General features: G+C 69.5%; 13 protein-coding genes. 7 read left to right on the top strand and 6 right to left on the bottom strand.

All coding sequences use genetic code 11. The features are described 5' to 3' along the window. Positions 1-145: 145 nt before the first annotated feature. Entirely contained in the window at positions 146-925 is a 780-nt protein-coding gene (locus tag K340_RS0101545; protein ID WP_154674011.1) for a hypothetical protein, read from the bottom strand. Between the two features lie 140 nt (positions 926-1,065). Here K340_RS0101545 and recO point away from each other — a divergent pair, with 140 nt between their 5' ends. From recO to K340_RS0101525, 4 genes are read left to right on the top strand one after another with little or no spacing between them, the layout of a single operon-like run. Then, entirely contained in the window at positions 1,066-1,884 is an 819-nt protein-coding gene (recO, locus tag K340_RS26715; RefSeq protein WP_037362416.1) for a DNA repair protein RecO, read from the top strand. Continuing rightward, positions 1,881-2,675 carry an isoprenyl transferase gene (locus K340_RS26710; RefSeq protein WP_051264770.1) on the top strand — a complete coding sequence of 265 codons (795 nt, stop codon included), beginning with the start codon at positions 1,881-1,883 and terminating at the stop codon, positions 2,673-2,675. Before recO ends, K340_RS26710 begins: the two co-directional genes overlap by 4 nt. After that, on the top strand, positions 2,672-3,676 hold the full coding sequence (locus K340_RS26705) for a permease (RefSeq protein ID WP_037362189.1): 1,005 nt from the start codon (positions 2,672-2,674) through the stop codon (positions 3,674-3,676). The genes K340_RS26710 and K340_RS26705 overlap by 4 nt, the downstream gene beginning before the upstream one ends. Before the next feature lie 28 nt (positions 3,677-3,704). After that, positions 3,705-4,559: a TIGR03943 family putative permease subunit gene (locus K340_RS0101525; RefSeq protein WP_029135407.1), complete on the top strand. Its 855-nt coding sequence runs from the start codon at positions 3,705-3,707 to the stop codon at positions 4,557-4,559. A gap of 165 nt (positions 4,560-4,724) precedes the next feature. Here K340_RS0101525 and sucB read toward each other — a convergent pair whose 3' ends face one another. Both sucB and lpdA read right to left on the bottom strand, forming a co-directional pair. Beyond that, positions 4,725-6,584 (bottom strand): 2-oxoglutarate dehydrogenase, E2 component, dihydrolipoamide succinyltransferase, encoded by a 1,860-nt coding sequence (sucB, locus tag K340_RS0101520; protein WP_029135406.1) that lies wholly within the window; start codon positions 6,582-6,584, stop codon positions 4,725-4,727. Positions 6,585-6,620: 36 nt separating this feature from the next. After that, positions 6,621-7,997: a dihydrolipoyl dehydrogenase gene (gene lpdA / locus K340_RS0101515; RefSeq protein ID WP_029135405.1), complete on the bottom strand. Its 1,377-nt coding sequence runs from the start codon at positions 7,995-7,997 to the stop codon at positions 6,621-6,623. Positions 7,998-8,184: 187 nt separating this feature from the next. On the opposite strand from lpdA, the gene K340_RS0101510 reads away from it, so the two are divergent. Then, entirely contained in the window at positions 8,185-8,541 is a 357-nt protein-coding gene (locus tag K340_RS0101510; protein WP_029135404.1) for a hypothetical protein, read from the top strand. A 55-nt stretch (positions 8,542-8,596) separates the two neighbouring features. Here the strand turns inward: K340_RS0101510 and K340_RS0101505 are convergent, their stop codons facing one another. After that, a complete protein-coding gene (locus K340_RS0101505; protein WP_029135403.1) occupies positions 8,597-10,075 on the bottom strand; it encodes a leucyl aminopeptidase in 1,479 nt (492 codons plus the stop codon). Between the two features lie 129 nt (positions 10,076-10,204). Between K340_RS0101505 and gcvT the strand changes: the two genes are divergently transcribed. Further along, positions 10,205-11,326, top strand: a complete 1,122-nt coding sequence (gcvT, locus tag K340_RS0101500; protein WP_029135402.1) for a glycine cleavage system aminomethyltransferase GcvT — start codon at positions 10,205-10,207, stop codon at positions 11,324-11,326. An 8-nt stretch (positions 11,327-11,334) separates the two neighbouring features. Further along, complete coding sequence (locus tag K340_RS0101495; RefSeq protein WP_029135401.1) at positions 11,335-14,097, top strand: glycoside hydrolase family 38 N-terminal domain-containing protein; 2,763 nt, start codon at positions 11,335-11,337, stop codon at positions 14,095-14,097. A gap of 105 nt (positions 14,098-14,202) precedes the next feature. Here the strand turns inward: K340_RS0101495 and K340_RS35615 are convergent, their stop codons facing one another. Then, complete coding sequence (locus tag K340_RS35615) at positions 14,203-14,760, bottom strand: hypothetical protein (RefSeq protein ID WP_154674010.1); 558 nt, start codon at positions 14,758-14,760, stop codon at positions 14,203-14,205. 30 nt (positions 14,761-14,790) lie between these two features. Then, positions 14,791-15,261 (bottom strand): hypothetical protein, encoded by a 471-nt coding sequence (locus K340_RS35610; protein ID WP_154674009.1) that lies wholly within the window; start codon positions 15,259-15,261, stop codon positions 14,791-14,793. Positions 15,262-15,435: the final 174 nt, after the last annotated feature.

The following is a 15,435-nucleotide window of genomic DNA, read 5'->3' as shown; positions in this document are numbered from 1 at the left end:
GTGATCAGGCTAGTCCACCGCGGGGTGCCGACGTGCTGTGGCATCGTCGTCAGCGACGTCTGTGCAGGTCACCGACCCCGGGCCGGGATGACGCGGTCAGCCGCCGCCGTTCGAACCGGAATCGTCGAGCGGGTCCGGGTGTGACTCAACCGGTTTCTCCGGTCACCGACCGGAAGGCAGCGTTGGTCAGCTCGACCATCTGCGAACGCCCGGTGGCACCACTCCCGACGCCCTGGACGTACACGGTGAGGGCATCGTTCGCCCGATGGCACATGGTGGTCGTCAGGTCCTCCGGATCGACCTGCTCGCCCTGCTTGACCGTTTGGACCGCGTACTGCACGCAATCGACCTGGTCGTCCTGCACGATGATCTGCACCCCGGGGGCGGCGGCGACTCCCAGGTCGGCAGGATCCGAGACCACGCCGAAGGCCAGACCCGGCGACGGCGCCCGGACGGCGATCACGGTCGGCAGGAACATCACGTCGCGGTCGGCGTAGCTGCGAACGGCCACCGCCGCGCCGCCGAACGCCTGCTGATAGCGCTTCGTGGTGAGTGGGTAGGAGTGGCTCAGCCGGGTTGCTATCCCCGCGACCGCCTTCTCCGGATCGCTCGAGTCCTTCGCCCGCTCCTTCGCCGCGTCGAGTTGATCGCTGAAACCGCCGAGCTGCGCAGGCAGGGAGATCGGGGTGGTGTCGGGGCCGTCCGGCGCGTCGTCGGCGCGGAAGCCGATCACCTTGGTGAACACCAGCACCGCCCCGACCAGCACCGCAGCGACCAACCCGATGGCAATGCCGGCGAGCAGCCGGCCGTTACCGCGGTGGGCCGCGAACTCGGCGGCCGGTGGCTGGGCCGCCGGGTGGCCCTGCCCGGGGTACTGCTGTTGCGCCGGGCGTCCGGGCTGGTTCGGATCCCACGGAGCTGTCATCGTCATCCTCCTGATCGGACGTGCGGGAACAGTCGATCATGCGAGCCCGCGATCGCGGTTCCGACGCAGCGGACGCCCCGCCGGTGCCATGCACCGCAACCTGCGCCGGGATGACGGCGCCCGGTGGCACCATGGAGCGGGTGAGCACCTACCGCGATTCGGGCGTCGTCCTACGGGTGACGAAGCTCGGCGAGGCCGACCGGATCGTCACCCTGCTCACCAGGCATACCGGCCGGGTGCGGGCGGTCGCGAAGGGCGTGCGCCGCACCAAGAGCCGGTTCGGTGGTCGGCTCGAGCCGTTCAACCACGTCGAGCTGCAGCTCTACGCCGGACGCAACCTGGACATCGTCACCCAGGCGGAATCGTTGGACGCCTTCGGCGGCGTACTGGCGGCCGATTACGGGCGGTACACCGCGGCCACCGCGATCGTCGAGACCGCGGAGCGGCTCACCGCCGAGGAACGGGAACCGAGCCTGCGGCTGTACCTGCTGCTGGTCTCGGCGCTGCGGGCGTTGACCGAGGTCGGTCGCGATCCGTCACTGGTGCTGGACTCGTTCCTGCTGCGGGCGATGGCGCTGGCCGGCTGGGCACCGGCCCTGATCGAGTGCGCCCGGTGCAGCTCGCCGGGGCCGCATGCCGCGTTCCACATCGCGGCCGGCGGCCTGCTCTGCCAGAACTGCCGATCCGTCGGAGCCGCCCGGCCCGCGCCGTCCACCATGGAACTGATGGCCGCATTGGCCGACGGAGACTGGTCGACCGCGAACGCCGCCGCCACGGCCCACCGGCGGGAGGCATCGGGACTGGTCGCCGCGCTGCTGCAGTACCACCTGGAACGCGGCCTTCGGTCGCTGCCGCTGGTGGATCGGAGCCGACCGGACGAAGCCATCGGGGTGGACCTGGACAGCGACGCGGAACAGCCGATCAGCGCTGCCGTGGCGGCCGCCGAGGTCACCGGATGACCCGGCAACCGGAGCCGCATCCCAGCGGAGCCCGTCCGCCCGTCATTCCCGCCGAGTTGGTGCCGAACCATGTCGCGATCGTGATGGACGGCAACGGACGGTGGGCCAGAGCCAGGGGGCTCTCCCGCACCGAGGGCCACAAGGCCGGCGAGGCCCAGCTGATGGAGGTCGTCAAGGGCTGCATCGAGATCGGCGTCCGACACCTGTCGGCTTATGTGTTCTCCACCGAGAACTGGCGCCGGTCGGCCGGCGAGGTGCGTTTCCTGATGGGCTACAGCCGGGAGACCATCCGTCACCGCCGGGTCGAGATGAACGAACTCGGGGTCAAGGTGCAGTGGGCCGGCCGCAAACCGCGGCTGTGGCGAAGCGTTCTGCACGAATTGGAGGCCGCCGAGCAACTCACGACCGGCAACGACGTCCTGACTCTGACCATGTGCGTGAACTACGGCGGCCGCGCCGAGATCGCCGATGCGGCCAGAGCCATCGCCCGGGATGCGGTTGCCGGCCTGATCGACCCGAAGAAGGTGGACGAGAAGATGCTGGCGCACTACCTGTACGTGCCGGACATGCCCGACGTCGACCTGTTCATCCGGTCCTCCGGCGAGCAGCGGTTCAGCAACTTTCTGCTCTGGGAATCCACCTATGCCGAGATGGTCTTCCTGGACAAGCTCTTTCCCGACTTCGACCGCCGCGACCTGTGGGGCGCCTGCGAGATCTACGCCTCCCGCGACCGGCGCTTCGGCGGGGTCAAGACAGAAGGTCCGGGCGGCGCGGGGCAGGAGTCTGCGTGACGGCGACCACCGAACGACCGCCGGCCACCCGCAGGCGGTACCGACCGGGCTCGCTGGAGATCCTCGGGGTGGTGCTGCTCGCCGGGATCGTGTTGCGCGGGCCGCTGGAGAGCCTGTTCTCCGCACCCGGAATGCGTACCTGGTCAACGGTTTTCGTTGCGGTCTGCGTGCAGGCGGTGCCGTTCCTGGTGCTCGGCGTCGTCGTTTCCGGGGCGATCGCCGCGTACGTTCCGGCCAGCTTCTTCCGCCGCATTCTGCCGCAACAGGCCGCCCTGGCGGTGCCGGCGGCCGGCGCCTGTGGCGTCCTGCTGCCCGGCTGCGAGTGCGGCTCGGTGCCGATCGCCAATCGCCTGATGGACCGTGGGGTCCGACCGTCGGCGGCGCTGGCGTTCCTGCTGTCGGCGCCGGCGATCAACCCGGTGGTACTGGTGGCCACCGCGGTGGCCTTCTCCACCGATCACCGGATGGCCTGGGCCCGGCTGGTGGCGGGTCTGCTGACGGCAGTGGTGGTCGGCTGGATCTGGGAACGGATCGGCCGGCCGGAATGGTTGGCGCCGCGGCTCAAGTCCGGAGCCGACGAGGATGCCCGCGGCTTCGCCACCTTCCTGACCACCATGCGCACCGACTTCACCCAGGCCGCCGGCTTCCTGGTGCTGGGCGCCGCGGTGGCAGCCACCTTCAAGGTGCTGGTGCCGGCCAGGTGGATGGAACACGTCGGCTCCTCGGTGCTGTTGTCGGTGGCGTTGATGGCGGTGCTGGCCTTCATGCTGGCGCTGTGCAGCGAGGCGGATGCTTTCGTCGCCGCGTCGTTCACCACCATCCCGATGGTCGGCAAGCTGGTGTTCCTCACCGTCGGGCCGGCGATCGACGTCAAACTCGCCGCGCTGCAGGCCGGCACCTTCGGCCGCCGGTTCGCCATCAGGTTCGCGCCGCTGACGTTCGTCGTCGCTGTCGTGGTCGGCAGCGGAGTCGGGCTGCTGTTCTGGGGGCTGGGCACATGACAGCGACCATGGGCCTGGGGAGGGACCGGTGAACAAGGAGGCGCAGTCGATCGTCGTCACCCTGTTGGGCGGCACCCTGGTCGGCATCACCGCATCGGGGCGCTACACCTCGTACGTCAAACCGGGTTTCGGACCGCTGATCCTGATCGGCGGGATCGTGCTGATCGTGATCGGGGTGCTGTCGCTGGTCCAGATCGTGCTGGGTGCCCGCCGTGAGTCGGAGGGCACCACCCGCCCGGCCACGACAGCCGAGGGTGGAGCCGAGGTGGAGGTGGATGCCCACGGTCACTCGCACCGACACTCGCGGGCGCCGTGGCTGATTCTGGTGCCGTCGCTGATCCTGGTGTTGGTGGCGCCGTCAGCGCTGGGGGCAGATGCGGTGGCCCGCAACGCCGGTTCGCAGGCGATCGCCGGCATGGAGGCGGCGCCGGCCGCGGCCACCAAGTACGACGGATACGCGCCGAACGACGGCAGCGGCAGCGCCGAGGACAGCTCGGGCCGCCGGACGATGTCGTTCGATCCGCTGCCGACCGGCCCCGACCCGGTCATCACCATCAAGGACTTCGTCCTGCGGACGCTGTACGACGCCGACGACTCGGTGAGCACCACCCCGGTGACCGTGGTCGGCTTCATTGCGCCGGCCGGATCCGGGTATCACGGGGGTTACACCATCGCCCGGCTGGCCATCTCCTGCTGCGCCGCCGACGCCAACCCGATCCGCATCCACGTCGACGGCGACCCGCCGTTCGCGGTGAACACCTGGGTGGCGGCGGTGGTCACCGGCGTCTCCGGCACCGGCGGTGCCGACAACGACTACGTGCCGCAGGCGCGGGTGACCAACGTCCAGCAGGTCGCCCAGCCGTCGGATCCGTACGAGCACTGAGCTCGCCGCGCCGCTGGGCGCGGCCTGCCGCGGGGCCAAGGCGCGGTCTGCCGCGCGGCCCATTGCCGGAGGTTCGCAACGCTTCCAGTGGTTCGCAACCGTCACGGGCGTTGCGAACCACTGATGGCGTTGCGAACCTGTCCCGGAGGACGAGCTCGCACCCGGTTACAGGCCGAGGTCGCCCTCGAACTCGCCGCCCTCGATGCGCTTCTTCACCGCGCCGAGGAAGCGGGCCGCGTCGGCGCCGTCGACGTTGCGGTGGTCGTAGCTGAGCGCCAGGTAGGCCATCGACCGGATCGCGATGGTGTCGTTGCCGTCGGCGTCCGGCACCACGACCGGCCGCTTCACCACGGCACCGGTGATCAGGATCGCCGACTGTGGCGGGGTGAAGATCGCCGTGTCGAACAGGGCGCCGACGCTACCGGTGTTGGTCAGCGAGAAGGTGCCGCCGGACAACTCGTCCGGCCCGATCTTGTTGCTGCGGGTGCGTTCTGCCAGATCGGCGATCTTGCGGGCGATCCCCGGCAGGTTCAGGTCGTCGGCATTCTTGATCACCGGCACGACCAGACCCCGCGGGGTATCGACAGCCATCCCTAGGTTGACCGTCGGGTGGTAGGTGATCTGCTTCAGGTCGTCCGACAGCGTCGAGTTGATGATCGGGTAGACCTTCGCCGCTTCGACCGCCGCCTTGACGAAGAACGGCAGGAAGGACAGCTTGACGCCCTCGCGGGCCTCGAACGCCTTCTTCGCCTTCGCCCGCAGGTTCGCCACCCTGGTGACATCGACCTCGATCACCGAGGTGAGCTGCGCCGCGGTCTGCAGCGCCGCCACCATGTTCTTGGCGATCACCTGGCGGATCCGTGGTGTCTTCACCGTGGTGCCGATCAGCGCCGTTGCCGCTTCGTCCGGCACCGGGGCACCGGATCCGGACCGCGCGGGTGCGCCGGCGGCAGCCGCCGGGGTGGCTGCGGCCGCCTTGGCCGCCTCCGCCGCCTTGACCACGTCCTCGCGACGGATCCGGCCGCCGACGCCGCTACCGCTGACGGTGGACAGGTCGACGCCGTTGTCCGCGGCCAGCTTGCGGATCACCGGGGTGACGTACGCGCCCCCGGCATCGTTCTTCGGGGCCAGCGACTCGGTCGGGCTCGCCACCGGTGCGGCGGGTGCAGGTGCCGCTGCTGCGGGTGCCGGTGCCGGTGCCGGTGCTGCTGCGGGTGCCGGTGCTGGCGCGGGTGCCGCCGCGGGTGCGGGTACGGGTGCCGCCGCTGGTGCTGATGCGGCTGCCGGTTCCGACGCCGGTGGCGCCGATTCCTGTTGCGGGGCAGTGGCTTCGGCGGCCGGTGCGGCGCCGGCGCTGCCGATCACCGCGAGCTGCCCACCGACCTCGACAGTCTCGTCCTCCTGCACGCTGATCTCCAGCAGGGTGCCGGCCACCGGCGACGGCACCTCGGTGTCGACCTTGTCGGTGGAGACCTCCAGCAGCGGTTCGTCGACCGCGACCTCGTCACCGACGGCCTTGAGCCAGCGGGTGACGGTGCCCTCGGTGACGGACTCGCCCATCGCCGGCAGCGTCACCGGAGTGCCGCTGCCACCACCGCCGGAACCGTCGGCCGGCTTCTCCGCCGGAGCGGCGGCCTCGGTGGACGGCGCCTCGGCCGGCGCGGCCTGCTCGGCCGGAGCGGCCTCGGGCTCAGGGGCGGCGTCCGGCTCTGGGGCCGACTCGGACTCTGGGGCCGACTCCGGCTCGGCCGCCGACGCTGCGTCAGCCGCGCTGTCACCGCCGCCGCTGCCGTCACCGATCAGCGCGAGATCCGCTCCCACCTCGGCGGTCTCGTCCTCGGCGACCAGGATCTTCTCCAGGGTGCCGGCCACCGGCGACGGGATCTCGGTGTCCACCTTGTCGGTGGACACCTCCAGCAACGGCTCGTCGACCGCCACCTGGTCACCCTCGGCCTTGAGCCAGCGGGTGACGGTCCCTTCGGTGACGCTCTCGCCGAGGGCCGGCATCTGCACGGACTGCGACATCTGGTTCTCCTGCCTGTTTCTGTGCTTGTCGGTCGGTCAGTGGGCGCCGTGCAACGGCTTGCCGGCCATCGCCAGCATGGTCTCGCCGAGTGCCTCGTACTGGGTCGGGTGGGCATGCAGCATCGGAGCGACGTCCTCCGGGTGCGCCTCCCAGCCGACGATCAGCTGAGCCTCACCGAGGATCTCGCCGATCCGGCCGCCGACCATGTGCACGCCGACCACCGGGCCGTCCTTCACCCGGACCGCCTTGATGCCGCCGGAGGTGCGCAGGATGTCGGACTTGCCGTTGCCCGCCAGGTTGTAGACGTAGCTCTCCACCTGGTCGTCACCGAACTCCTCCTTGGCCTTGGCCTCGGTGAGCCCGACGGAGGCGATCTGCGGATCGCAGTAGGTGACCCGCGGGATGTTCTTCTCCGGGATGACGACGGGGTTGAGCCCGGCGATGTCCTCGGCGACGAAGATGCCCTGCTGGAACCCGCGGTGGGCCAACTGCAGGCCGGGCACGATGTCGCCGATGGCGAACACGTTCGGCAGGTTGGTCCGGCAGCGCTCATCGGTGATCACGAAGCCACGGTCCATGGTGACGCCGGCCTCGGCGAACCCGGTGCCGTCGGTGGCGGCGCCGCGGCCGACGGCGACCAGCAGCAGGTCGGCCTTCAGCTCGTCACCGGTCTCCAGGGTGACCGTGACGCCGGAATCGTCCTGGGTGACGCCGGAGAACTTGACCCCGGTCTTGAAGTTGATCTTGCGTTTGCGGAACGCCCGCTCCAGCTGCTTGCCGACCCAGGCGTCCTCGGCCGGCGCCAGTGATGGCAGCGCCTCGACGACGGTGACCTCGGCGCCGAAGGAGGCCCAGACCGAGGCGAACTCGACGCCGATCACGCCGCCGCCGAGGACGATCGCCTTCTCCGGGATCCACTGCAGGCCGAGGGCCTGCTCGCTGGTGATCACCCGGCCGGTGATGTCCAGGCCGGGCAGGCTCTTCGAGTAGGAGCCGGTGGCCAGGATCACGTTGGTGCCGATGTAGCGGTCGTCGCCGACCACCACGGTGTTCGGTCCGACGAAGGTGCCCTCGCCCTGGACCGTGGTGATCCCGTGCGATTTGAGGATGCCCTGCAGGCCCTTGTAATGCTTGGCGACGATGCCGTCCTTGTACTTGTGCAGGCCCTCGATGTCGACGCCCTCGTAGGTGACCTTGAGACCGACGGCCGCCGCCTCCTTGGCCTCGTCCGCCACCTCGGCGGCGTGCAGCAGGGTCTTGGTCGGGATGCAGCCCCGGTGCAGGCAGGTGCCGCCGACCTTGTCCTTGTCGATCAACACCACCTTCGAGCCGAGCTCGGCGGCTCTGATGGCCGCGGCATAGCCGGCGGTCCCGCCGCCGAGAACGACCAGGTCGACGTTGGTATCCGTCATGGTGGGGAAGGCTCCTTGCACGTCACTCGAGGATCGCCGCGGGCTGCTGTCCGCACAGCGGCGCCGGGCGGGGGTTCACCCCGCGCTCGGCGCATCCTCCATCCTTCCACCCCACGGCAACCGAGGCACGGCGCGGGGCCTTGCGGAACACTGGAGGTCTGCACGCCCCAACGACCCGGAGGCAGGGATGAGTGTGTTCGCCCGATTCAGGCGTGGTTCGCAGGGTGGATCGACGCCGTCGAAGGCCGAGAACCGGGCTGCCGCCGACGCGCTCCAGGAGTGGATCACGGCCCGCCGCGGCATCGAGGTCTACGTCGAACCGCGAACCTCGGTCACCGAGAACTCGATCCTGCTGGTGGCGCACGACGGCGAGTTCACCCGCCGCCGGGTGGCCTCGCCGGACGCGGCCAGATCGTTCGCCCGCAAGCACGCGCTACCGATCTACGACGCCACGGTGGTCGGCTACCCGCAGCGGATGCGTGACTACTCCCGCCGTCAGACCATCTTGCGGGAGCGCGCCGAGCGGGAGGCGTTGGGGGACTGACCAGGCCCCGGCGAGGGCCGGCGCGGGCCGGCCGGCGCTGCCCGCGCCGCGCCGGTTACCGCGCCGCGATGTCGGCCAGCGTCGCCAACAGCGTGCGGACCGGGACGCCGGTGCCGCCCTGCGGGGTGTAGCCGTAGGTCTTGCCGGTGTTGAACGCCGGGCCGGCTACGTCCAGATGCGCCCACTGCACCCCGTCGGCGACGAACTCCGACAGGTAGTGGCCGGCGATCAGCATGCCGCCTGCCCTGCCGGTGCCGACGTTCTGCAGGTCGGCAAGGTAGGAGTCCAACTGGGTCCGCAGTTCCTCCGGCAGCGGCATCGCCCAGCCGCCCTCGCCGCACTGGCGGGCCAACTCGGCGACGCGGTCGCGGAGCGCCTCGGTGCCCATCACGCCCATCGTCCGCTCGCCGAGCGCCACCACCTGGGCGCCGGTCAGGGTGGCCGCCTCCAGCAGGTAGTCCGGCTTGTCCTCACAGGCCCTGACGATCGCATCGGCCAGGATCAGCCGACCTTCGGCGTCCGTGTTCAGGATGTGAGAAGTCTTGGGTCGCTCGCCCTTAGGTGCGTAGTGGGTGAGCACGTCGGCCGGCCGGTAGGCGCCGCCCGATGGCATGTTCTCGGCCAACGGCACGGTCGCGGTGACCGTCAGCGGCAGCTTCAGCGCGGCGGCGGCGATCACCGTCGCGACCACGCAGGCGGCGCCGGACATGTCCGAGGTCATGTGTTCCATGCCGGCACCGGGCTTGATCGACAGACCACCGGAGTCGAAGGTGATGCCCTTGCCGACCAGCGCGACCGAGGCCTTCGGTCGGCTCGGTCGGTAGCTGATCCGCACCAGCCGCGGCGGTCGGGTCGACCCCTGCCCGACGGCCATGACGCCGCCGTATCCACCCTTGACCAGCGCCTTCTCGTCCAGCACCTGCACCTTGAGCCCGGCGGTCTGGGCGGCGGCGGCGGCCCGGTCGGCGAACGAAGCGGGATACAGGTCGTTCGGTGCGGTGTTGATCAGGTCGCGGGCCAGGCCGACCGCCTCGGCGGTGATCTCGGCCCGGCGCAGTTCTTCCTTTGCCGGCTTCGCCGCACTCGGGACGATCAACCGGATGGCCTTCACCGGGGCCTTGGTCGCGCCCTTGTACGCCTCGAACAGGTAGCCGCCCAACAGGTGACCCTCGGCCGCCGCGGTCAGGTCGATCGCCGAAAGGGTGGACGCGACGGTGCCGAGGCCGGCAACCGCCCTTGAGGCGACGCCGGCCGCCTTGCGGACTCGTTCCCCGGTCAGCTTTTCGGGTTCGCCGAGTCCGACCAGGACCACCCGTTCGGCCGCCACCCAGTCGCCGCCGGGCAGCGTCGCCACCTCGCCGACGGCCCCGGTCAGGCCGGCCAACGCGGCAGCCGCGGCGACGTCATCCCAGGGGGAGAGCGGAGTCGGCGCCTGCAGCAGGAACGGCCCCTCGTCACTGGAGTGCACTCCGACGATCAGCGCCTCGGCCTTGATCGAGGTAGGTGCCGAGGTCGTCAGCGAAAGGTTCGTCATCGGGGTCTCCCATGGGTGTCGGCAGCGTTGCCGATGGTTACTTTACTGAGCGGGTGTCCAGTTCACGACCGCATGGGATGTTCGACGCCGAGGATGACGCGGGTCCGGCCCGGGCGCTACGGTCAGCCCATGGCCGATCAGAACCTGTTGACCTCCCCGCTGCACGATGCCCATCTCGACCTCGGTGCCACCATGGCGCCGTTCGGTGGCTGGCAGATGCCCATTCAATATTCCGGGGGCGGGGTGATCGCCGAGCATTCGGCGGTCCGGAACGCGGTCGGCGTCTTCGATGTGTCGCACCTGGGTAAGGCCACCGTGACCGGGCCGGGGGCGGCTGCCTTCGTCAACCGCTGCCTGTCCGCCGACCTCGACAAGATCACGGCCGGCCAGGCGCAGTACACGTTGTGCTGCAACGACTCCGGCGGCGTGATCGATGACCTGATCGCCTATCTGGTGTCCGACAGCGAGGTGTTCCTGGTGCCGAATGCCGCCAACACCGCCGCGGTGGTGGCCGCACTGCAGGCAGCGGCGACCGCCGAGGGCGACGCCGCCCTGGCGATCACCGACCGGCACCGCGAGTACGGCGTGCTCGCCGTCCAGGGTCCGCGCTCGGCCGACGTGCTGGCAGCGGTCGGGCTGCCGACCGAACTGGACTACATGTCCTGGGTCGACGCCGAGTTCGACGGCCGCCCGGTCCGGGTGTGTCGCACCGGCTACACCGGCGAACACGGCTACGAGCTGCTGCCGGCCTGGGACGTCACCCGCCCGCTGTGGGACGCGCTATTGGCTGCGGCCGGGCCGTTGGGCGGCCAGGCCGCCGGGCTGGGCGCCAGGGACACCCTGCGCACGGAGATGGGTTATCCGCTGCACGGTCAGGACCTTTCGCCGGAGATCTCGCCGGTGCAGGCGAGGGCCGGCTGGGCGGTCGGCTGGAAGAAGGAGGCGTTCTTCGGCCGGGACGCGCTGCAGGCGGAGAAGGCGGCCGGGCCGGCCCGCACTCTTCGCGGGCTGCTGGCGCTGGACAAGGGCGTGCTCCGGCCGCACCAGCAGGTACTCGGGGCTGACGGGAACCCGGTGGGGGAGACCACCTCCGGCACCTTCTCACCGACCCTGACCAAGGGCATCGCGTTGGCCCTGATCGACACCGCCGCCGAGGTGCAGGACGGTGCCGAACTGGTCGTTGACGTCCGCGGACGCGCCCTACGGGTGCAGGTGGTCAAGCCGCCGTTCGTCGCGTCGCACGTCCGCTGACCGTCCCGATGGAGAACTCGCGGATCTCGCTGGTCGCGCACACCCATTGGGACCGCGAGTGGTACGAGCCGTTCCAGCGCTTCCGGATGCGGCTGGTCGACGTGGTCGACGACGTGTTGATCCGCGCCGAGGCAGATCCCCGCTTCCACTTCACCTTCGACGGGCAGATGGCGGCGGTCGAGGATTATCTGGAAGTCCGCCCCGAGCAACGGGAACGGCTTGCGGCGCTGGTCCGGACCGGGCAGCTGGCGATCGGCCCTTGGCGGGTGCTGTTGGACGAGTTCCTCTGCTCCGGCGAGAACATCATCCGGAACCTGCAGCTCGGCCGGCAGCAGGCGCTGGCGCTCGGGCCGATGATGCCGGTCGGCTACCTCCCGGACATGTTCGGTCACATCGCCCAGATGCCACAGATCCTGCGGCTGGCCGGGTTCGACCATGCGTGTGTGTATCGCGGGGTGCCGGCGTCGATCGATACCCATGCATTCCGCTGGATCGCACCGGATGGCAGCACCATCCGCACCGAGTACCTGGCCGGCGGCTACGGCAACATGTCCGATCTGTTCAACGACCCGGACGATCTCGAGAGTCGGCTGCAGCGCCGGGTCGAGGCGCTGCTGCCGTGGTTCGGCGACGACGACGTGCTGGCCATGTACGGCACCGACCACTCCGGACCGCTGCCGACGTTGATGAGCCAGGTTGCTTCGCTGGACACCGCCGATCGCGAGGGGTTGCACGTGACCACTCTGGGCGACTACCTGGCCGGCTTCGACCCGGCCGGTAGCGGTCTGCCCGAGCTCGCCGGCGAGCTGCGCAGCCATGCCCGCTCGAACATCCTGCCCGGTGTGATCTCGATCCGGCCGGCTCTGAAAAGGGCGCTGGCCCAGGCGGAACGGATGGTCGAGCGGTACGCGGAGCCGCTCGCCGCCCTGCACGGCGGACACTGGCCCGACACCCTGCTGGCGATGGCCTGGCTGCGGCTGGTCGACTCGTCGTGCCACGACTCGGTGACCGGCTGCGGCGTCGACGACACCGCCGTCCAGGTCGGTGCCAGGATCGCGGAGGCGGAGCACCTCGGGCAGGCGATCCGGGACGGCGTGCTGACCGAGCTGGCCGCCGCGGTGCCGTCGGACGCCGCGCTGGTGTTCAACCCGAGCCCGTTCGACCGGATTGTTCAGGTCGAGCTCGACCTGCCTGCTCCCGACGGGTCCGGCCCGGTGGCGCTGCAGACGGCGGCCGGCGACCGGCTGGCGGTCCAGCAGATCGCCGTCAACGACAGGATTCTCGCCGACGAGACGGTCGATGCCGGTGAGCTGTCGCTGCTGTTCCGCCGGGTGCACGACCGCGAACTGTTCGGCCGGCAGATCGCCCGGATGGTGATCGAGGACGGGTCGACGCCGCCGCTGTTGCGGTTCGAGGTGGCCGCAGACCCCGGAACGCAGCCGTGGGATGCCAGGGCGGCGAAGGCGGAGGTGGCCGCGGCCGCGGCCGGCCGGCCGGGAGCCTGGCGGGCGCTGATCGTCGACGAGTCGAGGCGGCGGGTGGTGGCCGACATCGATGTTCCCGCATTGGGTTTCGCCGCAGCACGGCTGGTCCCCGACGGGGTTCCTCCAGTGACCGCCGAAGTGGCCGGTGCGGTCAGGGCGGACGTCGGCGGGCTGTTCGGCCCCGGTATCGAGGTGAGGATCGCGGCTGACGGCACGCTGACGATCGAGGCCGACGGCACCGTGCTCACCGGGGTCGGAAGGATCGTCGAGGACGGTGACACCGGCGATTCCTACAACTACGGGCCGCCGGCGGCGAACCCGTCGGTCGAGGATCCCGACGAGGTCCAGGTTCAGCTGCTGGAGGACGGCCCGCTGCGGGCCAGGGTGCTGATCCGGCGCCGCTACCGCTGGCCGGTGAGCAGCGACCTGGCCGGACGGTCCGACGAAACCGTTGCGGCGACGATCGACATGACGGTGGAACTGCGCACCGGCGAGCGCTTCGTCCGGCTGGACCTCGACTTCGACAACGTCGCCCGCGACCACCGGGTCCGGCTGCACGTGCCCTGTGCTCGACCGACCTCCGCCAGCGACGCGGAGGGGCAGTTCGCGGTGGTGCGCCGCAGTGGGGAGCCGGAGACCGGACCCGTCGGCGAGTTCGGCATCCCGACCTACCCGGCGTCCGGGTTCGTCGACGCCGGTGGCGCCGCCGTGTTGCTGTACGCACCCACTGAGTACGAACTGGTGGATGGCCGGGCCGGCCTGCCCGAGCTCGCGGTGACGCTGGTGCGCGGGGTCGGCTTCCTGTCCCGCAACGTCCACCCGTACCGCGACGAGCCTGCCGGACCGAATCTGCCGACCCCGCTGGGTCAATCGCTCGGTACGGTCACGGTCGGGCTCGCGGTGCTGCCGCATGCCGGCAGCTGGCAGGACGCCGGGCTGCCGGAGCTGGGCGAGCGATTCCGGTTGCCGCCCGCGACCAGGATCGGCGCGGCGAGCGCCGGGGGTGCGCTGCCGCGGCCGCGGCCCGGACTGCAACTCTCCGGTGACGGCGTATTGCTGTCCGCGGTGGTCGCCGGTCCCGACGGGTCCCTCGACGCGCGGGTGGTCGCCCTTGCCGATCGCGGCGCGACTGCTCGGATGCAGCTCGCCGGCCGGCCCGTCGTCGGTGCCACCGTCGTCGATCTGCACGGTGCCGAGGTCCGGCGGCTCGAGGTGGTCGACGAGGTGATGACGGTGCCGCTGCGGCCCTGGGAGATCGCTACCGTGCGTCTCCAGTCAACTCGCTGACGTCGCGTTCTTTGCGGACGGCTCTGGCTTGGGATCGCAACTTCGAGGGTGTAGGTACGTTCCATCTGGGCGGACAGGGACTGGGCACTGGGACCGAGTGCAGGCTCACTTCAGGGGAGGAGGCATGAGGGCGCCGAGATCGATGCTGTGCCTAGTGCCGTCCACTCCCGTGAGGACCAATCCTGAATCCGATCCATCGAGCTTCAATATGGCAACGTTATTCGACGCCTTTGATGCGCCATCGGACACCGACGCACTGCTGATGCCATCTGGGGTGACAACAATTGCCGAGAAGTCGCCGGGACGTCCCGTGATCAGGTAGACGCCTGTGCTGAGCAGTTGGCTACGCGAGCCACAGGATCCCGCGTTTTGCTCGCTGGACACCCTGATGACGCACAGCCTATCGTCGCCGTCCTTAACGAGGTAGACCTTCTCGCCAGCCACACTGGCAACCAAAGTGGCCCGTGATCCGCTTGTGAGGGACATGCCCATCCTGGATGCCGCCGCCGTCACTTCGGAGTTGGCGCTACCTGCGTAGTTGTCAACGGCGGATACGACCATAGATGGCGAACTCGTGGCGTTGACAGCTACGGCAACTCCCGAACCTACGCCGACAAGCAGAACTGCGGCACCGACTGCGAGGTGAGTACGCTTGAACTTCATAGCTGGACTCCTTGCCCCTGATCTGCTGGTTTAGGCATTCGCGAACCTCGAACAATCGGTTACCTGAATCCAACTGCTGTACCTGTTCCAACAGGCACTCTTGTAATTGCCCCAGTTGAAGCCGCTGTAGACATCGCCATTACCGTACGCGTACAAAATACGATTGTTGAACTGGTCGATCTGGAATACCGCGGTCGGGAAGGTACCCTTACTGAGATCCATCTGGCTTGCACTGGTGGATATCAGTCCGGTGTAGATCCAGGTGTTTGCATTCAAGGTGCCGCCAAAGTACTTGTGCCAGTTGATCGTGGCTGAAGCAGGAGTGGCTCCCACACCTAGTAGACTGGCGATCGATACAATGGCGATGACCGCGAATCTCCGAGCGCGACCAATCATGCATGCACCCCGCTTCATTGGAAGGTCCGCCTGAGTGCGGACCTCGGGTCTAGGCGCATCGTAGGTCTGCGGATCCGGGCGCGCAACGGTGTGGTCGCCGTTCACCCTCGCTGCGTGGACTTTGCGTCCGTTCGGCGGAGCGATGATTACGGAACGTAGTGGCAGTTTGGGAATTCACGACTGATCGGCTGGCTGCTCGGACGCAATCGTTGCGGCCGAGCTATGTGCTACCACCTGGACGATCACCTTCGTCCATCGTCGAATCCGATGTCGCAACTG

The organism is Nakamurella lactea DSM 19367 (assembly GCF_000426645.1).
In the GTDB taxonomy this organism is placed as follows: Bacteria; Actinomycetota; Actinomycetes; order Mycobacteriales; family Nakamurellaceae; genus Nakamurella; species Nakamurella lactea.
Note: the sequence above shows the minus strand (reverse complement) of the source record. Positions and strands in the feature narration are given on the sequence as shown.